At 68.1% G+C, this 21,028-nt stretch carries 25 protein-coding genes; 20 read left to right on the plus strand and 5 right to left on the minus strand.

Annotation, left to right across the window (positions count from 1 at the left end; all coding sequences use genetic code 11):
- The first annotated feature begins 32 nt into the window (after positions 1-32).
- The 4 genes from ACZ5TV_RS10800 (at position 33) to ACZ5TV_RS10815 (ending at position 4,548) form a co-directional block, all read left to right on the plus strand.
- Entirely contained in the window at positions 33-2,033 is a 2,001-nt protein-coding gene (locus tag ACZ5TV_RS10800) for a bacterio-opsin activator domain-containing protein (protein WP_379782383.1), read from the plus strand.
- Between the two features lie 47 nt (positions 2,034-2,080).
- Positions 2,081-2,521 carry an SRPBCC family protein gene (locus tag ACZ5TV_RS10805; protein ID WP_379782385.1) on the plus strand — a complete coding sequence of 147 codons (441 nt, stop codon included), beginning with the start codon at positions 2,081-2,083 and terminating at the stop codon, positions 2,519-2,521.
- A gap of 190 nt (positions 2,522-2,711) precedes the next feature.
- Entirely contained in the window at positions 2,712-3,842 is a 1,131-nt protein-coding gene (locus ACZ5TV_RS10810; RefSeq protein ID WP_464383826.1) for an SPFH domain-containing protein, read from the plus strand.
- Between the two features lie 85 nt (positions 3,843-3,927).
- Entirely contained in the window at positions 3,928-4,548 is a 621-nt protein-coding gene (locus tag ACZ5TV_RS10815; RefSeq protein ID WP_379783290.1) for a winged helix-turn-helix transcriptional regulator, read from the plus strand.
- Positions 4,549-4,592: 44 nt separating this feature from the next.
- Here ACZ5TV_RS10815 and ACZ5TV_RS10820 read toward each other — a convergent pair whose 3' ends face one another.
- The 3 genes from ACZ5TV_RS10820 to ACZ5TV_RS10830 all read right to left on the minus strand — a co-directional run bounded on the left by ACZ5TV_RS10820 (position 4,593) and on the right by ACZ5TV_RS10830 (position 6,460).
- The gene (locus ACZ5TV_RS10820; protein WP_379783292.1) at positions 4,593-4,856 is read right to left on the minus strand and encodes a DUF7123 family protein; all 264 of its coding nucleotides are present in this window, start codon (positions 4,854-4,856) and stop codon (positions 4,593-4,595) included.
- 186 nt (positions 4,857-5,042) lie between these two features.
- On the minus strand, positions 5,043-5,585 hold the full coding sequence (locus ACZ5TV_RS10825) for a DUF84 family protein (RefSeq protein WP_379783294.1): 543 nt from the start codon (positions 5,583-5,585) through the stop codon (positions 5,043-5,045).
- Positions 5,586-5,665: 80 nt separating this feature from the next.
- Positions 5,666-6,460 carry a helical backbone metal receptor gene (locus ACZ5TV_RS10830; RefSeq protein ID WP_464383827.1) on the minus strand — a complete coding sequence of 265 codons (795 nt, stop codon included), beginning with the start codon at positions 6,458-6,460 and terminating at the stop codon, positions 5,666-5,668.
- Positions 6,461-6,647: 187 nt separating this feature from the next.
- On the opposite strand from ACZ5TV_RS10830, the gene ACZ5TV_RS10835 reads away from it, so the two are divergent.
- The 16 genes from ACZ5TV_RS10835 to ACZ5TV_RS10910 all read left to right on the plus strand — a co-directional run bounded on the left by ACZ5TV_RS10835 (position 6,648) and on the right by ACZ5TV_RS10910 (position 19,905).
- Positions 6,648-7,619, plus strand: coding sequence for a transcription initiation factor IIB (locus ACZ5TV_RS10835; RefSeq protein ID WP_379783252.1), 972 nt, complete (start codon positions 6,648-6,650; stop codon positions 7,617-7,619).
- 152 nt (positions 7,620-7,771) lie between these two features.
- Positions 7,772-8,218, plus strand: a complete 447-nt coding sequence (locus ACZ5TV_RS10840; protein WP_379783254.1) for a hypothetical protein — start codon at positions 7,772-7,774, stop codon at positions 8,216-8,218.
- A gap of 25 nt (positions 8,219-8,243) precedes the next feature.
- Complete coding sequence (locus tag ACZ5TV_RS10845) at positions 8,244-8,948, plus strand: type I 3-dehydroquinate dehydratase (protein WP_464383828.1); 705 nt, start codon at positions 8,244-8,246, stop codon at positions 8,946-8,948.
- 132 nt (positions 8,949-9,080) lie between these two features.
- Entirely contained in the window at positions 9,081-10,046 is a 966-nt protein-coding gene (locus tag ACZ5TV_RS10850; RefSeq protein ID WP_464383829.1) for a rhomboid family intramembrane serine protease, read from the plus strand.
- On the plus strand, positions 10,047-10,901 hold the full coding sequence (locus ACZ5TV_RS10855) for an endonuclease V (protein WP_379779744.1): 855 nt from the start codon (positions 10,047-10,049) through the stop codon (positions 10,899-10,901).
- A 55-nt stretch (positions 10,902-10,956) separates the two neighbouring features.
- Entirely contained in the window at positions 10,957-11,973 is a 1,017-nt protein-coding gene (locus tag ACZ5TV_RS10860) for an aldo/keto reductase (RefSeq protein ID WP_379779746.1), read from the plus strand.
- A gap of 114 nt (positions 11,974-12,087) precedes the next feature.
- Positions 12,088-12,360, plus strand: coding sequence for a DUF7385 family protein (locus ACZ5TV_RS10865; RefSeq protein WP_379779748.1), 273 nt, complete (start codon positions 12,088-12,090; stop codon positions 12,358-12,360).
- Positions 12,361-12,690 carry a hypothetical protein gene (locus ACZ5TV_RS10870; protein WP_379779750.1) on the plus strand — a complete coding sequence of 110 codons (330 nt, stop codon included), beginning with the start codon at positions 12,361-12,363 and terminating at the stop codon, positions 12,688-12,690.
- 614 nt (positions 12,691-13,304) lie between these two features.
- Positions 13,305-13,601, plus strand: a complete 297-nt coding sequence (locus ACZ5TV_RS10875; protein WP_379779752.1) for a bZIP transcription factor — start codon at positions 13,305-13,307, stop codon at positions 13,599-13,601.
- 72 nt (positions 13,602-13,673) lie between these two features.
- The gene (locus tag ACZ5TV_RS10880) at positions 13,674-14,399 is read left to right on the plus strand and encodes a metal-dependent transcriptional regulator (RefSeq protein WP_379779753.1); all 726 of its coding nucleotides are present in this window, start codon (positions 13,674-13,676) and stop codon (positions 14,397-14,399) included.
- A gap of 103 nt (positions 14,400-14,502) precedes the next feature.
- Positions 14,503-15,195, plus strand: coding sequence for a LysE family translocator (locus tag ACZ5TV_RS10885; RefSeq protein WP_379779755.1), 693 nt, complete (start codon positions 14,503-14,505; stop codon positions 15,193-15,195).
- Positions 15,196-15,348: 153 nt separating this feature from the next.
- Entirely contained in the window at positions 15,349-16,401 is a 1,053-nt protein-coding gene (locus tag ACZ5TV_RS10890; protein WP_379779757.1) for an NAD(P)-dependent glycerol-1-phosphate dehydrogenase, read from the plus strand.
- A gap of 111 nt (positions 16,402-16,512) precedes the next feature.
- Positions 16,513-17,100 (plus strand): DUF420 domain-containing protein, encoded by a 588-nt coding sequence (locus ACZ5TV_RS10895; protein WP_379779759.1) that lies wholly within the window; start codon positions 16,513-16,515, stop codon positions 17,098-17,100.
- 95 nt (positions 17,101-17,195) lie between these two features.
- Positions 17,196-18,521 carry a M28 family peptidase gene (locus ACZ5TV_RS10900; RefSeq protein WP_379779761.1) on the plus strand — a complete coding sequence of 442 codons (1,326 nt, stop codon included), beginning with the start codon at positions 17,196-17,198 and terminating at the stop codon, positions 18,519-18,521.
- Positions 18,522-18,604: 83 nt separating this feature from the next.
- Positions 18,605-19,447 carry an NAD(+)/NADH kinase gene (locus tag ACZ5TV_RS10905; protein ID WP_379779763.1) on the plus strand — a complete coding sequence of 281 codons (843 nt, stop codon included), beginning with the start codon at positions 18,605-18,607 and terminating at the stop codon, positions 19,445-19,447.
- Positions 19,448-19,461: 14 nt separating this feature from the next.
- Positions 19,462-19,905, plus strand: a complete 444-nt coding sequence (locus tag ACZ5TV_RS10910) for a DUF7313 family protein (RefSeq protein ID WP_379779765.1) — start codon at positions 19,462-19,464, stop codon at positions 19,903-19,905.
- Positions 19,906-20,308: 403 nt separating this feature from the next.
- Here ACZ5TV_RS10910 and ACZ5TV_RS10915 read toward each other — a convergent pair whose 3' ends face one another.
- On the minus strand, positions 20,309-20,581 hold the full coding sequence (locus ACZ5TV_RS10915) for a DUF7314 family protein (protein ID WP_379779767.1): 273 nt from the start codon (positions 20,579-20,581) through the stop codon (positions 20,309-20,311).
- Between the two features lie 3 nt (positions 20,582-20,584).
- Positions 20,585-21,013: a DUF7315 family membrane protein gene (locus ACZ5TV_RS10920; RefSeq protein WP_379779769.1), complete on the minus strand. Its 429-nt coding sequence runs from the start codon at positions 21,011-21,013 to the stop codon at positions 20,585-20,587.
- Between the last annotated feature and the right edge of the window lie 15 nt (positions 21,014-21,028).

A 21,028-nucleotide genomic window follows, 5' to 3' on the forward strand; every position in this document is an offset into this window, starting at 1 on the left:
CGCTTAATCCATCGTGCCACCAACGGTCACGTATGTCGGGATCCCGGGCACTCTTAGCCCACCCGCGAGACGGGATCGACCGGATCGCGTCCGCCCTCGAGACCGAAGGGTTCGATGTAACCCCGGTCCACACTGCCACGGCAGCCGTGGCGAAAGCCACCACCGGTACGTACGACTGCTTGGTGAGCGAGTACGACCTGCCCGGAGACGACGGGGTCGCACTGCTCAAAGCGTTAGAGGAGTCCGGAATCGACCTCCCCGCGGTCCTGTTCACGGACGCCGTCACCGACGTGGAGGAGGTCTCACGGGCGGCGTATCGGCACGGTGCCGACCGCGTTATCCGGAAGAACGGGGACGAGTCGGTGTCGTCGCTCGTCGACGACGTTGCCGCCGTCAGCTCGGGCGGCGTGATCAGCCAGACCAAACAGGATATCGACGGCCACGAGCCGTCCACGGCCGATATCGAGCGCGCCGTCAACGAGGCCCCGATCGGGCTCAGCATCTGCGACCCGGAGCTCGACGACGGCCCGCTCGTGTACGTCAACGATGCGTGGGAAGACCACACCGGCTACCCGAAAGAGGAGGTGCTCGGTCGGAACCCTCGGTTCCTTCAGGGCCCCGAAACGGACCCCGAGACGGTCGGACGGCTCGCCGGCGCGATCGAAAACGAGGAACCGGTCACCGTCGAGATCCGTAACTACCGTCGCGACGGCACCCCGTTCTGGAACGAGCTCACGGTCGCACCGGTGTTCGACGACGACGAGCTGGTCCACTACGTGGGGTTCCAGAACGACGTCACCGATCGTAAAACAGCCGAACGGCTCGCCGACGAGCGCGCGGAGAAGATCGCCGCCGAACGACAGGCACTCGATCGGGTCCTCGGACGGGTCAACGGGCTCCTCAGCGAGATCAGCCGGATCCTGGTTGAGGGAACGGATGCGGACACCATCTCCCGGAAAGTGTGTGAGGAGATCGCTGACGAGCCCGGCTACATGGGGGGATGGATCGCCGAGGTGTCGTCGGGAACCGGGCGCTTGGAGCTGACGTCGTCGAGCGGGCTCCCGATCGATGACGGCCTCTCGCTGTCGCTGGAGGAGACGCCGATGGAGGTCAGACGTGCCATCGACACCGATGAGGTGCAGGGCTGTTCCGCCGGCAGCTGTGCGGGCGGTCCGCTCGCGCCGAAGACGGTCGGCGGCCGGCGGCTGCTCGTCGTCCCCGTCACCTACGGCCATCGGCGCTACGGTCTGTTGGGTATCTACAGCAGCGAGGAGAACGCCCTCGACCGCCGGGAGCGGAAGGTGTGCAAGTCGGTCGGGAAGATGATCGCCAACGGGCTCCACTCGGTCGAGACGACCCGGATCCTCACCACGGATCGGGTCGTCGAGCTCTGTGTCGATGTCACCGACGACTCGTTCACGCTCTCGCGGATCGCCGACGCCGTCGGCGGAACGGTGGATCTCCTCGGGACCACGCGGCTGGACGACGACGCCTGCGAGCTGTACCTCAAGACCGAATGTGGGGCCGACGAGGAGACCATCGAGGGGATCGAGACGCTCCCGTTCGTCCGATCCTCTCGAGCGGTCTCGGAGACGAACGACGACGTGACGTTCTCTGTCACCGCCACGGAATCGCCGCCGTTCACCCGCCTCGCGGAACACGGCGGCGTCGTCGCCGACGCGAGCGCGGAGCCGACGAGCGCCCACCTGACCATCGAGGCTCCGCCGGAACAGGACGTCCGCTCGATGCTCGACGTGCTCCGGGCGGAGTACGACGGGGTCGAGCTCCGCTCGCGCGTCGAGCGGGAGAGCCGTGACCGGAGCCTCACCGAGTTCGCGGCCGAGGTCGACGACCGGCTCACGGAGCGACAGCGGTCGGCACTGAAAACCGCCGAGCTGAACGGCTACTTCGAGTGGCCCCGCCCGGTGGACGGCTCTGAGATCGCCGACCGGATGGGAATCACTCGACAGACGTTCCACCAGCACCTCCGCGCGGCCGAGCGCAAACTGGTCGAGGCGTACGTCGACCCGTAACACCACCGGCAAGCACCTACCACCAGTCATCATCACCCACTGACGCCATGTTCTCCGCACGCGATACGATCCACGTCGATGCCGATGTCGCAACGGTGTTCGAGTTCATGGACGACCCGCACAACCACGCCGCAGTGACGCCGCGGCTCACCGACGTCCGGGACGTTGAACCTCTCGAAAACGGCGGAAAGCGACTGTCGTTTACCTACCGAATGGCCGGGATGGGGATCGACGGCGAGCTCGTACAGACGGTCCACGAGCCGAACGAGCGGATGGCTTTCGAGATGCGCGGCCGACTCGAGGGAACGATCACGCTGGAGTTCGAACCCGACGGCGACGGCACCGCGCTCACTTATGCGGCCGAGTACGACCTGCCGGAGAACGCCCTCACTTCGCTCGGTGAGCCCGTCGTCCGTCGGTTCAATGAGCGTCAGCTGCGCGCGACCCTGGAGAACGTCGCGGAACGGTTCACCCTAGAAGGTGACTGAGTGTCGGTCGGTGGCCCCTCCGACATCGGTTGGCGGACCCTAGCGTCGGTCAACAGTCCCTGTGGCGTCGACGGCTCGACGCTCGCGATCCACGATCCGGACTGGCGGTCCCGGGCGATCGCGCGCTCGATCAGTCGACGTGACCGGCGTCCGGGCGAACAATTAAGCGTCCGATTCCCCAATCGAGGGTATGGACCCACTTCCCCTCCAGTTCGGTTTCGGCTTGGTAAGCGTTGGACTGTTGTTCCTCATGTTGGTGGTGATCACGCTCTGGCAGTCGTTCGTGATCGTCGACGCCTACGAGAAGAAGACGCTCACCGTCTTCGGCGAGTACCGGAAGCTGCTCGAACCCGGTATCAACCTGATCCCGCCGTTCGTGTCGCGGACGTACGCGTTCGATATGCGGACACAGACGCTGGACGTGCCGCGACAAGAGGCGATCACGCGGGACAACTCGCCGGTGACGGCGGACGCGGTCGTGTACATCAAGGTGATGGACGCGAAGAAGGCGTTCTTGGAGGTCGACGACTACAAGAAGGCCGTCTCGAACCTCGCACAGACCACCCTTCGTGCCGTCCTCGGCGACATGGAACTCGACGACACGCTGAACAAACGCCAAGAGATCAACGCGAAGATCCGCCGCGAGCTGGACGAGCCGACCGACGAGTGGGGGATCCGCGTCGAGAGCGTCGAGGTTCGCGAGGTCAACCCCTCGAAGGACGTCCAGCAGGCGATGGAGCAGCAGACGTCGGCGGAGCGTCGTCGTCGGGCGATGATCCTCGAAGCGCAGGGGGAACGCCGCTCGGCGGTCGAGCAGGCCGAGGGTGACAAGCAGTCGAACATCATCCGCGCACAGGGTGAAAAGCAGTCGCAGATCCTCGAAGCGCAGGGTGACGCCATCTCCACCGTGTTGCGGGCCCGCTCGGCGGAGTCGATGGGCGAGCGCGCCATCATCGAACGCGGCATGGAGACCCTCGAAGAGATCGGCAAGGGCGAATCCACCACGTTCGTCCTCCCCCAGGAGCTCACCAGCCTCGTGGGCCGGTACGGCAAGGCGCTCTCCGGCTCCGACGTCCAGGAGATGGAGGGGCTGGACGGGCTGGAGTTCGACGACGAGACCCGCAAGATGCTCGGACTCGACAACATCGACGAGATCCTCGGCCAGATCGACGAGGCGGCCGAGATGGACGTCGAGGAGCTCGAGAAGGAGGCCGAAGCGGTCAAGGCGGGCGGTGCCGGCGCGGACATCAAGTCTGCCGACGAAGTCATCCAGGAAATGGACGAGGACGTCCCCGAAGCCGAACTGGAACGCGAGGACTGACCGGGACGAAACGGCGCGTCGGACCGGATCGTCCCCGACTGGGCCGAACGAAGTGTTTTTGTTGGCTGCTCGACTACTACGTCCAGTGACGGAGCACGTCGACGAACGGAAGCGGCGGACGCTACGGCGGTTCGCCGCCGTCGGAGCGGCCGCACCGTTCGTCGGGACCGCCAGCGCCGAGAGCCGGGAGCACGGCGACGCGGAGGCGAACGAGACTCGCGAGGCGATCCGCGGCTACGTCCCGACGACCCCCGGCGCGCACTTCTCGAAGCTCCGCGACGACCTCCGGCTGGGTACCGGCGAGGCGCAACATCACCTCCGGAAACTGGAGGCTTCGGGCGAGATCGAGTCGTGGAAGGACGCCGACTACCGGCGCTACGTCCCGGCGGGTCGCTTCGACGACCTCGACAAGCGGGCGCTCGGCTACCTCCGTCGAGACACCCCGCGCGGGATGATCCTGACACTGTTGCGCGACCCCAATGCGACCGGTGCAGCACTCGCCGAGTCGCTCGGGGTCTCGAGACCGACGGTGAGCGCCGCGGCCGCGGACCTCGATGAGGCGGGGTTGCTCGACCGGTCGGACGGCTACACGCTGACGGAGCCCGAGCGACTCGTCACGCTCGTCGTCCGGTACGCGGACTCCTTCGACGCCGAGACGGTCGCGTTCGCGGACGACGCGGCGTCGCTCGTACGGTACGACCCGTAACCGTCCACGCTCCGCATCGACCCCGTCGACCGCTGTGGCCTCGTTTACTCGGGCGTTCCGGTTACCATCCACGTCGTCCCCGAGGAGTATCCCCACTTCTCCACGTCGAGCTCGTGGGCCGCGTCGACGACGGCGCTCATGTTCGCGCCGACCTCCTTCGCCGAGAGATCCAAGTCGTCGGCGATCAGCCGCGATTTGAAGTAGGTCCGGTCGTCGGCGTTCGCACGCAGGTACTCGAGGATCCGCGCCTGTTTCGTCGAGAGGCCCGTCGGTTCGGCGCTCGCGAGCTCCGTCTGTGCTGTGCTCATACACACCTGTACCGGTGGATCCCTCAAAAGCCGGTTGGTAGACCGGGTTAACACCGTCACGTCGTGCGGTTTTCGACCTCCAGCTCTCGCGAAGTGGGTCGCTGACGGACCCTCGGGTGGCCCGGAGTGGTCGTTCCGGTACGATCCCCGAACCCGGTATCGTCGTCAGCTCCCGCGGCTCGGCGGTCACTCGTACAGGTTGGAGACGAACGGACCGAGCGCGCCTGCGACTGCGGTCGCGAGGGCGTCGGTTCGGTCCACCCGCCCGTCCGTCAGCGCGCCGGCGGCACCACCCCCTTTCGCAACGCCCGTCGTGTCGAGGACGTCGTCCATCACCGGACCGAGCTCCTCTCCCGCGCCGATCCGGGCGGCGATCCGGTCCGGGAGCCGGAGGCTGGGGCCGGCCCCCCGGCCCACGCGCGTCCCGTCGTCGACGACGGCCCACATGATCAGGAAGCGCCCCTCGACACCGTCGATCCCGGCGACTCCGCCCTCGATCCCGACGCCGAGGTCGTACGTGCCGACGTCGAGGACCGCGGACGCGCGGTTCTCCGCGCCACGAACGGTCTCCGGGTGACCGATCGGCTGTTCGCTCACGCCGGAGTCGACGGGGACCGACTCGACGGTCGCGTCGGCCGCGACCCCCGACCCCTCGGTTCGGATCGCTCGCTCGACCGCCTGCCGCTTCACCGGGTTCCCGCTGCCGACGCCGATATCCATATCCGACATCGACGCCGGATGGACGAATAGCTCTCGAAGCAGGCTCGAGCCTGGGTAAGGTGGGTGGGTGAATCGGGCGGGTCCCGGGTTCAGGGAGTGTACGAATCCGGGTGGAGCAGCCCCGCGAGCCGCTCGATCCCGTCGATCAGCGCGGGGCTCGGCTGATTCAGAAGCGAGTCGTCGAGGACGTGCACCGGCGTGTCCCCTATCCAGTCGCGCTCGGCGACCGTGGCGGGGTCGACCCGATTACCGTGCCCGCAGACGTGGACGACGACGTGGTCGAGGTCGGCGGCCGACACGGCCGCCGGGTCGACTTCCCGGGAGCGCTCGCCCGGGTCGACGAACGGGTAGCGTCCGCCGGCCGCACGGACCGCGTCGGGGACCCAGTTGCCCGCGGCCATCGGCGGGTCCGACCACTCCTCACAGTAGACGACGGGGCGAGCAGGCGCGACGCCCCCGCTTTCGTCCGCGCCGGGAACGGCGTCGGCGACGCGGTCGAGCCGATCGCGACACGCCGCGGCCAGCGTCTCTCCTGCCGCCGCTCGGTCGACGGCCCGTCCCCGTGCAGCGAATCCGTCGAGGACGTCCGCGAGGGTAGCGGGCTCCCGATGGCGGACATCGAACCCCCGGTCGCGACACGCCGCGACGACATCGGCCTGTAGCGCGTCGCTGGTGAGGACGACGTCGGGGTCGAGGGTGGTCACCCGATCGAGATCGGGGTCGATCCAGCCGCCGACGGGGGCGGGGTCGCAGTCGTGCGCGTCGCCGGCGTCGTCGGGTGGGTCACAGTGGTGGGTGACGCCGACGAGCGTGTCGGCCGCGCCCATCGCCGCGACGGTCGCGGTCGCGCTCGGCGCGAGGGAAACGACCCGTGGTCCGGTCATCACACGCTCGTACGACCGGAGCGACAGAAAGGGTTCGGTCCGGGCGACGACTCTCGGGATCCTCGTGATAGATCGTGTCGATCCGTCGTCGCGTCGGCGACACGTTCCGGGCGTTTTAAGTCACGGTCCGCCGTCTTTCGGGTAAGACTGCTTCCGGGCGTTTTGTATGCCGGGAGACAGCAGAGCCATGACCGAACGACTACATACCCGGGGGAGTCGCACCCGCGGAGAGACTGAGGAGGCATCGGAACGAACGGACGAGGGGCTGTCCTGTCCGGAGTGTGACGGCCAAGTCGTCACCGACGAGGAACACGGTGAGACGGTGTGTGCGGACTGTGGCCTCGTCGTCGAGGCGGACTCGGTCGACCGCGGGCCGGAGTGGCGCGCGTTCGACTCCCGCGAGAAGGACGAGAAGAGCCGTGTGGGTGCGCCCACCACCAACACGATGCACGACAAGGGGCTCTCGACCAACATCGACTGGCGCGACAAGGACGCCTACGGCCGCTCGCTCGGCGCGCGCCAGCGCCAGAAGATGCAGCGGCTCCGCAAGTGGAACGAGCGCTTCCGCACCCGCGACTCGAAGGAGCGCAACCTCAAGCAGGCGCTCGGCGAGATCGACCGCATGGCGAGCGCGCTCGGCCTCCCGGACAACGTCCGTGAGACCGCGTCGGTCATCTACCGCCGCGCGCTCGACGAGGACCTCCTGCCCGGCCGCTCGATCGAGGGCGTCTCGACTTCCTGTGTGTACGCCGCCGCGCGGATGGCCGGCGTCCCGCGCAGCCTCGACGAGATCGCCGATGTCTCCCGCGTCGAGAAGGCGGAGATCGCCCGGACGTACCGCTACGTCGTCCGCGAGCTCAAACTGGAGGTCAAGCCCGCCGACCCCGAGCAGTACGTTCCGCGGTTCGCCTCCGACCTCGAACTCAGCGAGGAGTCGGAGATGCGCGCCCGCGGCCTCCTGAAGAACGCCAAGGAGAAGGGCGTCCACAGCGGGAAGTCGCCGGTGGGGCTCGCCGCGGCCGCCGTCTACGCCGCCGCCCTGCTCACCAACGAGAAGACCACTCAGGCCGCGGTCTCGGAGGTCGCCGACATCAGTGAGGTCACGATCCGGAACCGGTACCACGAGCTGTTAGAGGCCGAGGACGGCCTCGTCGCGTAGTCGGTCTTCACGCAGTCGGTTCTCCGCGCAGTCACCCCCTCGTGGCGGCTGGTCGTCCGTTTCCCGTTCGACTACCTCTCCCGCCACATCGCACACTCGCTGCGTCGCCACTCGCCGCGTCGTTTTTCACCACGGCCCCCGCGCGTACCCACATGTATCTCCGGGACCTGTTCGTGGGGCTCCTGCTGTTCGGCGGAGCAGGGTGGATCGCGTCGGGCGATGCGGTCGGTTCGGACGGTGTCGCCGTCGGCGTCGCCATTCTCGGCGGTCTGGTCGCCGGGAGCGTTTACCTGTGCTCGGCGGTGGGAGTCGGGATCGGCCGCGAGCTCGGTGGGACACGGCTCACGCGTCTCAGACTCCGTGCGGTCGCACAGGTCGCCATCGGCGGGTCGTTGATCGTACTCGGTGTCGACGGCTCGCTCGGGTCGGGGACGGGCTCACCGCTTCTCCTTCCAGCAGGTATCGTGGTAGTCGGACTGGGGGTCCTGCTGTGGACGCGCGGGACGGGTGCTAGTGGTTCGGACGGTTCAAACGGCCCGAACAGTCCGAACGGCTCGAACACCGCCGACGACGCCCCGCCCGACCGAGACCACACCTAAGTCCCCCGACCGCGAACCGCCGCCCATGTTCGAGGAGTTCGTCCTGGCGGCGAGCACCGGCGACCTGAGAGCCGAACCGCGTGCTCGCGAGCACGCGGACGCGGTGGAGTTCCGGATGGACCTCGCCGCCGACCCGCTAGCGCAGCTCGACGCGTACGACGGGACGCTCCCCCTCGTCGTCACGAACCGCGCCGCGTGGGAGGGGGGTGAGGCGGACGACATCGGGCGGTACGACGCGCTATCGTCGTCGGTCGTCCACGACGCGGTCGTCGCTGTCGACATCGAACTCGCCGCGCTCCGCGGCAACGCGCCAACCGGGGAGCGGTCACACGCGACGGCGCTACGCGAGACGGCCCGTGAGGAGGGTGTCGCGGTGATCGCGTCCGTCCACGACTTCGAATCGACACCGGAGCGGGGGGCGCTCGTCGACCTCCTCGCCGACGCGGCCGCCGAGGGCGACGTGGCGAAGCTGGCGACGACGGCGACCGCCCCGGTCGACGCGCTCGCGATGATCGGCGCGACCCACGAGGCGACCGCCGCCGGCCACCGCGTCGCGACGATGTGTATGGGCGAACCGGGGCGACACACCCGCGCCGTCACGCCCGTGTACGGCTCGCGGATCGGCTACGCCCCCGTCGACGCCGCGGACGCGACCGCGCCCGGACAGTTCCCCCTCGCGACGCTCCGGACGCTCGTCGACGGGCTCCGCGACGGTAGCGGTCCCGAGTGAGTGTGTACGTCCCTGACAGGGACCGCGGTGGACGTGTTTAACTGTAGACACCGACGGCGACGGCGACGCCGCGGGAGTCGACCGCGATCCGAGAGCCAAACCGCTTTAGGACCGCCGCCGTAACTCGGGGTAATGGCGACGTGCGACGAGTGTGGGGAGTACGAGAACCTCCCGTACCAGTGCCGACGCTGTGGGAAGACTTTCTGCGGGGAGCACCGCCTCCCGGAGAACCACGACTGCCCCGGCCTCTCCGAGTGGAACGATCCGGAGGCGGTCTTCGACAGCGGCTTCGACGACATCGTCGAGGGCGGAAACCGTGCCGCCGACGGGGGTGTCGCGGACCGCGTGAGACGCCGCGTGAACCGCGCAACGAGCACCGGTGGCATTGCGGGCTACTTCCGCGGAAACGCGACGTACGTCCTCCTCGCGGCGATGTGGCTCACGATGATCGGCCAGTGGGTCGCTATCGCCCTCGGCGGCGGCGCGCTCCACAACCGGCTGTTCATGCTCGAGTCGACCGCGCTGTGGCAGGTGTGGACGTGGGTGACTGCGGTGTTCGCCCACGATCCCGGCGGGCTGTTCCACATCATCGCGAACAGCATCGTGCTGTTCTTCTTCGGCCCGCTCGTGGAGCGTGCGGTCGGATCGAAGAAGTTCGTCGGCTTCTTCCTCGTCGCCGGGATGGTGGCGGGGCTCGGGCACGCGCTCGTGGGGCTGCTCACGAACGCGCCCGTCGCGGTGCTCGGGGCCAGCGGCGCGACGTTCGCGATCCTCGGCGTGCTCACCGTCTGGCGGCCGAACCTCCAGATCCTGTTGTTCTTCATCATCCCGATGAAGCTCAAGTATCTCACGTGGGGGACTGCCGTCGTCTCACTCGCGTTCGTCCTCGATCCGAGCTTGGCGGTCGCGGCGGGACTCGACAGGATCGCCCACCTCGCACACCTGCTCGGGTTCGTTGTTGGCCTCGTGTTCGGGCGGCAAAACGAGGGGCTCGCCCGCTCTGCGCGTGGACGGGGCGGCGTGCGCGCCGGGGGCGGGATCCGCGGTCCCGGCGGGCCGGGCGGGCCAGGAGGACCGGGCGGGCCGGGTCGCCGGTAGATGTCGCGAACGCCCCGCCCCGAGTTCCGCCCCGACCCGTCGCTCTCGCACGAGTCGATGACGGCGCTCCAGCGCGAGATCGCCGCGACGGCGAGGTTCACGGACGCGGTCGGGTTCGATCCTGGCGCGGTCGCGATCGATGAGCCGTTCGACCTCACGACGGGACTCCCGGACCCCACGCCGAACGCGGGCGATCCAGACGCGCCGGTCGTCGTCGGGATCGACCAGGCGTTTCTGACCGGAGGTGACGACTCGGGCGCGAATACCGGCGACGCCGGCGACCGCGCCGTCTCCGCCGTCGTGGCGATCCGCGACGGGACCGTGATCGAGTACGCCCACGCCCTCACGCCCCTCTCGATCCCGTACGTTCCGGGACTTCTGGCCTTCCGGGAGGGAGAGTCGATGCTGGCCGCGCTCGACGCGCTCGCCGTCGATCCCGACCTGCTCGTCTGTGACGGCTCCGGCCGGATCCACTTCCGCGAGGCGGGGATCGCGACGCACATCGGCGTCATCCGCGATGTGGCGGGTCTCGGCGTCGCCAAGGGCCTGTTGTGTGGCGAGCCCGACGAGCCGGTCGACGAGCGACCCGCGGGCTGGCGAACCCCGATCCGTGCCGACGACACGGTGGAGACGGCGGCGGCGGGGACGACGATCGGCCACGCCTACCAGTCGCGGCAGTACCCGAACAGCCGGTGGGTGAACCCCGTGTACGTGAGTCCGGGCCACCGCGTGTCGGCGGCGACGACCGTCGATCTCGTCGCCGCGCTGTGTGCCGGCTACAAGCTCCCGGAGCCGACCCGGCTCGCCGATGCGCACGCGGATCGGGTGAAACGCCGACTGGTCGACGGCGACTGATCGGCGGGGCCGATCGACGGCTACGCTTTTAGTAGTCGGTGGAGTTGGTTCGACCATGGACTACAGGCAGCTCGGCTCCACGGGTACGCGGGTGTCGGAGCTCTGTTTCGGTACGTGGCGGTTCGGCCGGAAGACGGGGGGCGTCCTCGAAACCGACGAGGCGGCGGCACACGAACTGCTCGACGCGTTCGCCGACCGCGGCGGTACCTTCATCGACACCGCCAACGTGTACGGCGACCCCAACGGCACCAGCGAGTCGTATATCGGAAACTGGCTCGCCGAGCGCGAGCGCGAGCAGTACGTCATCGCCTCGAAGGTGTACTTCGGGTTCGACGACACGAACCCGAACGGCTCGGGGCTCTCGCGCACTCACATCCGGAACCAGGTCGAGGGGACGCTCGACCGGCTCGGCACCGACTACCTCGACCTGTACTACATCCACCGCTGGGACGAGGACACCCCGATCGAGGAGACGCTGTCGACGCTCGACGCGCTCGTCGAGGAGGGGACAGTGAACTACCTCGGCGCGTCGACGATGGCGGCCTGGCAGCTCACGAAGGCGCTCTGGCAGTCCGACGTCAACGACTACGAGCGGTTCGAGGTGACCCAGCCGCTGTTCCACGCCGGCTACTACGAGGACGTCGAGGAGTACCTCTCTGTCGTCGCCGATCAGTATCTGGCTGTCTGTCCGTACTCGCCGCTCGCGGGCGGGTTCCTCACCGGCAAGTACACGCGTGCCGACCCTGACGACCCGAAATCCGTCGAGGCACCCGATGGCTCCCGCGGCAGCTTCGACGAGCGGTTCGAGCGGTTCTACCTCTCCGAGCGCGGCTGGAAGGTGCTGGACGAGGTCCGGGCGGTCGCCGACGAGCTCGACGCGACTCCCGCGCAGGTCGCGTTGCGGTGGCTGATGGACCAGCGCGAGTTCACCTGTGTTCCCATCGTCGGCGCGCGAACGGTCGACCAGCTCGACGAGAACCTCGGCGCGGCCGATGTCTCGATGAGCCGGGACCAACACGACCGGATAACCGACGCCCGCTACGACGAGGACGGTCGTCGCTGGGGCCACTGATCGGGACGACTGGCGGCTGCCCGGCTCGGCGTTCCCGGATCGGCCCGGCTCGACGTTCCCGGATCGGTCCAGCCGGCGGGTCGCTTTTATACCGTCGCCCGTGAATTCGCGTGTATGGGAGACGACGACACGGGGAGTCCGATGTCGGACGAGGAGCTGCGCTCGCTGACTGACGGGTTGGTCCGACAGGGATCCGGTGGCGGGACGACCGTATATAAGAACGCGGCGGGCGTCGGCTGTCCGAACCCCGACTGCGACCTGGGCGTGTTCCAGACGCTGTTCGTCAGCGACCACGGCTGGCAGCGGATCGGCGCGACTCGCGACGGGATCGAGCTCTGCTTGGTGACGACCGACGAGAAACGACTCGTGTTCATCCACGACGAGTAAATGCCGGGAGACGGGAGCGGAGGCCACGCCGACGACCCGTCGGACGGGGAAGCGTTCGACCCGGTCGAGTCGCTCCACGACCACCTCGTCGCGACCGAGGTGCGCCCCGTCGAACGCGAGGCCGGCTGGCGGCTGGGTGAGGCGCAGGCGCTCGCCGGACAGATCGCGGCAGGGCCGGTCGACGACGACGTGATTCGGGAGCGCGCCGGCGAGATCGTCGAACTGCTCTCGGGGATCGACGGCACGGGCGATCGCGAGGCCGACGACCACGTCGCGGCCGCCCGCGAGCTCGCTTCGCGGATCGCGAACCGACCGCCCGCCGAGGAGTGAGTCAAGTGTGGTTCCGTGGTCGACGGTGCCGTCTCAATGGCGACCGATCACGGTGGCGCTCTTATATCCGACCCGGAGGGACTGAGGGGATCGGAAAGCGCATTTCGGTCCGTGACGGGAGTGGGTAGCACAACACGACTCCGGCGAGACGGGTCACACTCGACCGCGAGCGATGCCGGCGGTTACTTATAAATAGCTACTGTGGTGGCGCGCCCCGGCGAGCGTCGGTGACAGCGTGGCGCGACGCGCCACGGGCAGCCGGCGACAAAGCCGCCGCCGACGAGGTTGGCGAGGTGTGAGGTGCGGTCGCGGTTCGAGGTGGAGAGTTGGATGAGTTCACCGTCGATCCATAACTGTCCACTTATAATCGAACGGCTGGCATGCTGAACGCAGTCGCCCCGACAGTAACGAGTTATAAACTGCCGTCACAACACTGCTCGGTTATTTATAACCAACTGTCACCCGTACTGGGATATCCGCGCCGGCTATCGCTTGCTACAGTCCCAGCACGAACCGAGACGAAGCCCGAACGATCGATTGAAGCGGTGTTCGATGCGGGTTGGAGGGACCGCGGGCGACAAAACCCTTTTTACTTCCGCCGAGCAGCAGTTCGTATGGTTCTCGCTCTCCCCGTTGATGCCGAGGACATCTTCGACGCCCTGTTCCTGTCCGTCATGACGCTCGTCGGGTTCCTCGGTGGCGGCCTGATCGGGCTGGTGATCGGGTTCGCCGCCGGCTACGCGTACATCACGTGGACCGATCGGATCGCGGACCTGGAAGCGACCGTCAACGCGCTGATCAAGGAGAAAGAGACGCTTCGCCGACGGGTCGACGAGCTGGAGGCCGATGACGGCCGTGGCGACCGCGTGACCGACGGTGGCGTTGACGCGCCTGACGGGGACGGCACCTGACCACCCGAGACGGCACCCGACCGACGATCGGTCCCGGTAGGTATTTGAATCGTCTCCAGTAACGGTATATAAATGCTCAGCGACGTGATGGAGGACTACCTCAAGGCGATCTACGTCCTCCAGGCCGAGGAGGGGCCGCCCGTCTCGACGTCCGCCATCGCCGAGTACGTGGACAAGACCCCGCCGACGGTGACGGACATGCTCTCGAAGCTCGCCGATCGCGACCTCGTCCACCGCGAGCCGTACAAAGGGGTCGAGCTCACCGCCGAAGGGGAGGCGGTCGCGCTCGAAGTCGTCCGCCACCACCGGCTGCTGGAGGCGTTCCTGGCCGATCACCTCGATTACGACTGGAGCGACGTTCACGACGAGGCCGACGCGTTAGAACACCACATCTCCGAGGAGTTCGAACGGCGCGTCGCCGAGGCGCTCGGCGACCCCGAGTTCGACCCGCACGGCGACCCGATCCCGGGCGCGGACCTCGAACCCGTCAACGAGGGGAGCGGCCCTCGGCTCTCCGACCATCCCGCCGGTGACCGGCTCGTCGTCACCCGAGTCTCCGACCGCGACGAGGCGGAGCTCGAGTACCTCGCCGACGCCGGGATCACGCCGGGGACGACGATCGAAGTCACCGACGTCGCCCCATTCGGGATGATCACCGTCCGGACCCCGGCGGGCGAACAGAGCCTCCCGACCGAGGTTGCACAGTCGATCCGTGTCGAGAACGCCGGACGCGACGAGGGTGAGGACGGCCGCGGGCGCGACGAGAGCGACGACGACCGCCGACGCGAGCGGCGATAGATCCGCATCGGTCACCGACTCTCGGGGGTGATGTTCACTCCTGGCCAGTCGTGCCGACAGTCCGTCCGCGAGGTTTTTCACGCGAACGGGCCTCTACGTGGCCGTGAACACGGTCGGGACGCTGGCGGTCGGTGCGCTGTTCGGACTGGCGCTCGCGGCACCGCCGGGGCCGATGAACGCGGTCATCGCGGAGGAGTCGGTGCTGCGCGGCTGGACCGCGGGAGCGAAAGCCGGGCTCGGCGCGGCCACCGCCGACGTCGCCTTCTTCGTGCTCGCGTACGTCGGCGTCGTGGCCGTCATCGAGTCGGTACCACGGCTGCAGACGGCCATGGTCGCGGTCGGCGGCCTCCTGATGTGTTACTTCGCGGTCGGCGCGGTGCGCGGCGCGCGAGCGTCGTTCCGGCCGACGCAGGGGGAGGACCCGATGGTGGACGACGGGAAAGGGTTCCAGAAAGCGCTGTTATTGGCGCTGACGAACCCGTTCCAGGTGTTGTTCTGGCTCACGGTGGGTGTCGGGCTGCTCCGCCCGGGCGAGCTCGACGTGCTCGCGTATCTACCGGTCGTCGGTTCGGAGCTCGCGGGAACGCTCGTCGTCGCCACCGGCTCGCCGGCGCTGATCGTCGGGTTCTTCTGTGGCGTCGGCGCTTGGGTGACGCTGTTCCCGGCGGGGCTCGTCGTCGCCGAGCGGCGGATCGAGGCGTTCTCGCCGGTGGTCGCCGTCGGGTCGGCGGTCGTGCTCGCGGGGTTCGGGGTGTACTTCCTCGTCGATGCCGCGACGACGCTGCTGGCGTGGTGAGTCGCGTCGCCGCGCTCTGAGCGTTCCGTTCGGGTCACCGTGCTTTGAGCCGTCGTGCTTCGAGCCGTCGTGCTTGGGCCGTCGTGCTCCGTGGCGGCGCATCGGATGGCCGCCATGGACAACGGCTTTCACCCGCGGGCGTGTGGCTCCGATATGTTCGAGAAGTCCACGTGGATCAAGCTCCCGCGGAACGTCCTCGTCGGCCACGGCGTGGTCGACGACCTCGGGGCGGCGGTGGGCGAGCTCTACCTCACCGGCCGACCGCTCATTGTGACGAGCCCGACGCCGAACGAGATCGCCGGTGACCGGGTGCGCGCGCAGTTCGACGACCCCGCGACCGCCGTCGTCGAAGAAGCCTCTTTCGATGCGGTCGAGGAGCTCAAAGCGACCGCGGAGGCCGTCGATCCCGGCTTCCTCGTCGCGCTCGGCGGCGGGAAGCCGATCGATACGGCGAAGATGGCCGCTGACCACCTCAATGTCGGCTTCGTCTCCGTCCCTACGGTCGCCTCCCACGACGGGATCGTCTCGGGGCGGTCGTCGATCCCCGAAGGGGACACGCGCCACTCCGTCGCCGCCGACCCGCCGCTCGCGGTCGTCGCGGACACCGAGTTCCTCGCGAACGCGCCGTGGCGGCTCACGACCGCTGGCTGTGCGGACATCATCTCCAACTACACCGCCGTGAAGGACTGGCGGCTCGCGAACCGCCTCCGCAACGTCGAGTACAGCGAGTACGCGGGCGCGCTCTCGGAGATGACCGCCGAGCTGCTCGTCGAGAACGCCGACTTGATCCGCCCCGGGTTAGAGGAGTCCTCGTGGGTCGTGGTGAAAGCGCTCGTTTCCTCGGGGGTCGCGATGTCGATCGCGGGCTCCTCGCGGCCCGCCTCCGGCGCGGAGCACCTCATCTCCCACCAGCTCGACCGGATCGCGCCGGGGAAGGCGCTCCACGGCCACCAGGTCGGCGTCGCGTCCATCGTGACCGAGTACCTCCACAGCGGCGAGAACGGCCGCTGGACCGCGATCCGCGAGGCGCTCGCCGAGCTCGACGCGCCGACGACCGCCGCGGAGCTCGGCGTCGACGACGAGGAACTGATCGCGGCGATGACGACGGCCCACGAGATCCGCGACCGCTACACCATCCTTCAGGGCGGGATCAACGAGGAGGCCGCCATCGAGGTCGCGACCGCGACCGGCGTCATCGACCGGTAGTCACCGGTCGGACAGGAACATCGACCGGGAGCCGGCCCCCTGGCTCGCGACGTCGACCCGCCGAACGGGAGAACCCGAAGCCGACTTATCGGTTCGTCCCCTCGTTCGGGTATGTCCGCAGCCAGCGTTCGCGAGCGCGTCAAACGCCGCCCCGCGGCGACCGTGGCCCTCCTCACCGTCGTCGGATACGGCGCGGTGCTCGGCGCGTTCCTCGTTCCAGGCTTCCAGGCGCTGTTCCCCGACCTCTCCCGGTCGACCGTCGACCTCCTCACGCACGCTATCGCGGCCGTCAACTCGCTCACGATCCTCACCCTCTCGCTCGGCTGGTACTGGATCCGCAACGGCGAGGTACGGAAACACGCGGCCGCCATGACCACGTCGTTCGCGCTGATCCTCCTCTTTTTGGGGATCTACGTCCCGCGGGTCGCCGGTGGCGGGACGAAGTACTTCGATGGCCCCGAGCTCGTCGGGACGGTCTACCTCGTCATGCTCGGGATCCACATCCTGCTGTCGATCGTCGCCGTCCCCGTCGTGCTCTACGCGCTCCTGTTGGGGCTCACTCACTCCGTTGACGAGCTCCGGTCGGAGGTACCACACGCCACGGTCGGACGGATCGCTGCCGGCTCGTGGCTGCTCTCGCTCGTCCTCGGCGTGGTCACCTACGTCATGTTGAACCACGTGTACGGCTTCACGTACTGAGCCGCCGCGGTGTCGAGTCCCGGTCCTCCGCACGGTCTGTCGGCCGTTGGTTCCGGCACCGAACCGCTTAACGCGCCGCCCGATCAGGCTCACGCATGACCGAGTGGATCGGTGATACGTTCACGAGTGACATCGGCTGGGACCACCTCGAAACCCTCGTCGATGTCGGGAACCGCATGGCCGGGTCGTCGGGCGAACGCGATGCGCTCGAACACACCCGTGACGCGTTCGACGCCGTCGGCGCGCGTAACGCCCGGATCGAGCCGTTCGACATCCAGGGGTGGGAGCGTGGGGACAGCGCGGTCCGTCAGGGGGAGACGACGCTCGCCGCCGGCGAGGGGTCCTGTATCGCACTCCCGCGATCACCGGACGCGAGCGCGACGGGTGAGCTCGTCGATGTGGGCTACGGCACTCCCGCGGAGTTCGAGTCCGCTGCCGCCGAGCTCGACGGGGCGATCGCCGTCGTCTCGACGACCGTGCCGGACGAGTTCGACCGGTTCGTCCACCGCCGCGAGAAGTACTACCACGCCGTCGACGCGGGCGCGGCCGGGTTCGTCTTCGCGAACCACGTCGAGGGCGGGCTCCCACCGACGGGGAGCGTCGGGACCCCCGACGACCCGATCGGCGAGATCCCCGCCGTCGGCGTGAGCAAGGAAGTCGGCGCGCGGCTCATCCGCCGACACGAGGAGGAGACGGTGACCGTCGACGTCGACTGTACGACCCCCGACGCGACGAGCGGGACCGCTGTCGCCGAGCTCGGTCCCGACACCGACGAGTACCTTCTCGTCTCCTCGCATGTCGACGCCCACGACATCGCGGAGGGCGCGATGGACAACGGCGCGGGTACGGCGACGATAGTCGAGGTCGCTCGCGCGCTCGCCGACCGGGAGTCGGCACTGGACACTCGCGTTCGATTCGCCGCGTTCGGTGCCGAGGAAGTCGGCCTCGTCGGCTCCTCGAAAGCAGCAGCAGACGTCGATCCGGAGGCGGTGAAAGCCGTGATCAACGTCGACAGCAACGTGTTCGGCCGCACCCTCAAACTCGACCATCACGACTTCGACGAACTCGCCGCCGCGGGCGAGCGACTCCGGGATCGGTTCGACCATCCCGTGACGCTCGGGGAGGGGGTCGTCCCCCACAGCGACCACTGGCCGTTCGTCCAGCGGGGGATCCCCGGCTACATGGTGTCCGGCGAGACGGAGGACCGCGGGCGAGGCTGGGGCCACACCGCTGCCGACACCCTCGACAAGCTCGACGTTCGGAACCTCCGCGAACAGTCGATCCTCCTCACCGCCCTCGCTGTCGACCTCGCCCGAGACGACGTCTCGATCCCTCGGGCCGACACCGACCGCCTCGCGGCGTCGCTGGAGGAGAGCGGGGCGGCGACTGGAATGAAGGTCACCGGTGACTGGCCGTTCTGACGCGGCGACGCTTCGTTCATAGCCACCCTCCCCTCGCCCCCGAACCGGGGGTTTTTCCATCGTGCCGCGCGGACCCCTCGCGTATGGGAGATCCGCCGTCCCGGATCGCCGTCGTCGGTCCCGACGACGACCGGACGAGCCGCGCTCGACGGGCGGTCGGGGATGCGGGTGGCGAGCTCGTCGATCCGCCGTCAGCCGACGCCGACGCCGACGCCGTCGTCGCGCTCGGTGACGACGCTATCCACGACGTGGTCCGTCGCGCCGTGGCCTCCGATGGGTCGGTGGATGCGGACCAGACGCCGGTGTATCCGCTCCGTGAGCGCCTGCCCGACCCGCTCGCCGGGAACACGGTCACGGTGGACGACGCAGTCGGGAACGACCGGAACAGCATCGACCAGGCGATCCGGCACTTGCTGGACGGTACCACACGAACCGTTCCACACCCGGTCCTGGCGGCCGATATTGGCGGGACGAACACGTACCACGCCGCGCTCGACGTGGCGCTGGTGACGGACGAGCCCGCTCGGATCTCGGAGTACGGCATCGAGATCCCCGGGCGGCGTCACGTGACGGTCCGGTCGGACGGCGTCGTCGTCGCGACGCCACTGGGGAGCGAGGGGTACGCGAACGCCGCGGGCGGACCCGTTATCACTCCGGGTGCGGGACTCGCAGTCGTTCCCATCGCGCCGTTCACGACGAGACGCGATACGTGGGTTGTCGACGGAGAGGTGGCGCTCTCCGTGGAACGCGACGTCGAGGCGGTCTCGATAGTTGTCGACGGCGGTCGCCGAGAGCGGATCCCCGCGGGCCGACCGGTCAGGATCGGGGTCGGTGCTCACGTCGACCTCTTGGTGGACGGCACCGGTCCGAACCCCGGAGACGGCGTCGATCCCGCCACCGATCGGAAAGGTTCTAATAACTCGTGAACGGAAACGGAGGTATGGATCCACTGCAGTTCCTCGTCCCCCTCGACTGGCTGTCGGTCGTCGGGCCGATCTTGCCGTTCGCGATCCTCACGATGGCGATCGCGAACCTCGCGACCCGGCACGTCGCCCACAAGCGGCACGTCCAACAGGGACAGTCCGGGGACAGCGTCGAATCGTACGGTCCGCACGTGTTCACGAACGTCGGCCTGCTGCTGTTGAGCGCGCTGTTCGCGATCGACGCGCCGACGGGGGGAACCGTCCTCTCGATGCTCGTCGTGACCATGCTGCTCGCGGACCTCTTCGAGCTGGAGTCGCGTAACGTCGAGGCCCGGAACGACATGACGATCGAGGCACCGAAGAGCGCGATCGTCTCCTCGGCGCTCGTCCTGCTGTACGCTGCCTACTACGCGCTGTTCTTCCTCGTCGCGGACGTGTGGAGCGGCGGCGTGGTCGCGTAGTCGCGGCGGTTCTCGTCGGTCGCTCGTCCCGCATCGGTTCCCCTTCTTGTTGCTTCCGTGCTCGCATCGAACGAGTTCCGCTTCGTGTCGTTCGTCCGAACCCCCTGTTCGACTCCGGGATGAGGGCGTCTTCGTCTCACGTCGATCGGTTCGACGCTCGGTGGTTACCGTTCGAGTCCCTCTGTCGTCACTCGATCTTGGCGTGTCTCCGAACCCGGCCGGTGACCGTGTCGTCGGGGACTCGTGTGTTCACTCGACCTGACCTCGATAGTGACACGTATCGACCGCCGAACGTCGAGATCCCTCGCAGATCCGACCGTGTGAACGCCTCGCTACAGGCGGTGAACGAAGTGAGAGAACGGACCGGCCGACCGATCGCCTCGCAGTAGGCGGTGGGTTCGTGTCAGTTCGCGGCGTCGTCAGCCATCGACTCGCGGAGCTGCCTACCGGCCGGAAGCAACACCCAGAACACGATCGGTCCGACGATCATCAGCCAGAAGAAGGCGTCGCCGGCGAGCACTCCGATCTCGTCGTACACGGAGTTGACCCCTTGAGCGGGACCGAACAGCTGACTCAGATCGTAGTACGAGGGCGTCCGGTACCACCCGCCGAAGGTGATCCAGCCGAGACCCCCGAGGGTGAACAGGGTCAGCCCTTTGATGAACTCGTCTGCCATGTGTTATCCTTCGCTGGAGTCCTCTTGAGCCTTTCCCATTCCCTGAGCCCTGAACCGCGTCCCCAGGACGTACACCGCCGTTCCGAACAGGATCGAGCCGATCCCGACGATCGCAAGCACGGCGGTTAACACCCCCTCTGCGGGTGCGAGCCCGACCACGCCGAGGAGATAAACGATCGTCGCCCTGATGAAGCTGACTTGGAGAGTCGCCGCGTCAACGAGCGTGAACCCGATGAAGTACGCCACCACCGCGGCGAGCGTCGAGAACGCGGTGACGGTTTTGTACAGCCGAAGCGGGACGACGATCTCGCGACCGTCTGGACCGACACGTGGACCGACCGGTTCGTTCCGTGGATCGTCGGGGTCGTCCTTCGCTATCGGGTCCCCGGTGTCGTCGACCGCCTGAAACTCACTGTTGTCGGTATCGGACATAGTATAACGTGTACA

This window comes from Halorubrum tibetense, assembly GCF_055396225.1.

Bases quoted from the DNA above. Each gene is read 5' to 3' on its own strand.
- ACZ5TV_RS10800 (WP_379782383.1), top strand. From the start codon at position 33: ATGTCGGGATCCCGGGCACTCTTAGCCCACCCGCGAGACGGGATCGAC.
- ACZ5TV_RS10805 (WP_379782385.1), top strand. From the start codon at position 2,081: ATGTTCTCCGCACGCGATACGATCCACGTCGATGCCGATGTCGCAACG.
- ACZ5TV_RS10810 (WP_464383826.1), top strand. From the start codon at position 2,712: ATGGACCCACTTCCCCTCCAGTTCGGTTTCGGCTTGGTAAGCGTTGGA.
- ACZ5TV_RS10820 (WP_379783292.1), bottom strand. From the start codon at position 4,856: ATGAGCACAGCACAGACGGAGCTCGCGAGCGCCGAACCGACGGGCCTC.
- ACZ5TV_RS10825 (WP_379783294.1), bottom strand. From the start codon at position 5,585: ATGTCGGATATGGATATCGGCGTCGGCAGCGGGAACCCGGTGAAGCGG.
- ACZ5TV_RS10830 (WP_464383827.1), bottom strand. From the start codon at position 6,460: ATGACCGGACCACGGGTCGTTTCCCTCGCGCCGAGCGCGACCGCGACC.
- ACZ5TV_RS10835 (WP_379783252.1), top strand. From the start codon at position 6,648: ATGACCGAACGACTACATACCCGGGGGAGTCGCACCCGCGGAGAGACT.
- ACZ5TV_RS10840 (WP_379783254.1), top strand. From the start codon at position 7,772: ATGTATCTCCGGGACCTGTTCGTGGGGCTCCTGCTGTTCGGCGGAGCA.
- ACZ5TV_RS10845 (WP_464383828.1), top strand. From the start codon at position 8,244: ATGTTCGAGGAGTTCGTCCTGGCGGCGAGCACCGGCGACCTGAGAGCC.
- ACZ5TV_RS10850 (WP_464383829.1), top strand. From the start codon at position 9,081: ATGGCGACGTGCGACGAGTGTGGGGAGTACGAGAACCTCCCGTACCAG.
- ACZ5TV_RS10855 (WP_379779744.1), top strand. From the start codon at position 10,047: ATGTCGCGAACGCCCCGCCCCGAGTTCCGCCCCGACCCGTCGCTCTCG.
- ACZ5TV_RS10860 (WP_379779746.1), top strand. From the start codon at position 10,957: ATGGACTACAGGCAGCTCGGCTCCACGGGTACGCGGGTGTCGGAGCTC.
- ACZ5TV_RS10865 (WP_379779748.1), top strand. From the start codon at position 12,088: ATGGGAGACGACGACACGGGGAGTCCGATGTCGGACGAGGAGCTGCGC.
- ACZ5TV_RS10870 (WP_379779750.1), top strand. From the start codon at position 12,361: ATGCCGGGAGACGGGAGCGGAGGCCACGCCGACGACCCGTCGGACGGG.
- ACZ5TV_RS10875 (WP_379779752.1), top strand. From the start codon at position 13,305: ATGGTTCTCGCTCTCCCCGTTGATGCCGAGGACATCTTCGACGCCCTG.
- ACZ5TV_RS10880 (WP_379779753.1), top strand. From the start codon at position 13,674: ATGCTCAGCGACGTGATGGAGGACTACCTCAAGGCGATCTACGTCCTC.
- ACZ5TV_RS10890 (WP_379779757.1), top strand. From the start codon at position 15,349: ATGTTCGAGAAGTCCACGTGGATCAAGCTCCCGCGGAACGTCCTCGTC.
- ACZ5TV_RS10895 (WP_379779759.1), top strand. From the start codon at position 16,513: ATGTCCGCAGCCAGCGTTCGCGAGCGCGTCAAACGCCGCCCCGCGGCG.
- ACZ5TV_RS10900 (WP_379779761.1), top strand. From the start codon at position 17,196: ATGACCGAGTGGATCGGTGATACGTTCACGAGTGACATCGGCTGGGAC.
- ACZ5TV_RS10905 (WP_379779763.1), top strand. From the start codon at position 18,605: ATGGGAGATCCGCCGTCCCGGATCGCCGTCGTCGGTCCCGACGACGAC.
- ACZ5TV_RS10910 (WP_379779765.1), top strand. From the start codon at position 19,462: ATGGATCCACTGCAGTTCCTCGTCCCCCTCGACTGGCTGTCGGTCGTC.
- ACZ5TV_RS10915 (WP_379779767.1), bottom strand. From the start codon at position 20,581: ATGGCAGACGAGTTCATCAAAGGGCTGACCCTGTTCACCCTCGGGGGT.
- ACZ5TV_RS10920 (WP_379779769.1), bottom strand. From the start codon at position 21,013: ATGTCCGATACCGACAACAGTGAGTTTCAGGCGGTCGACGACACCGGG.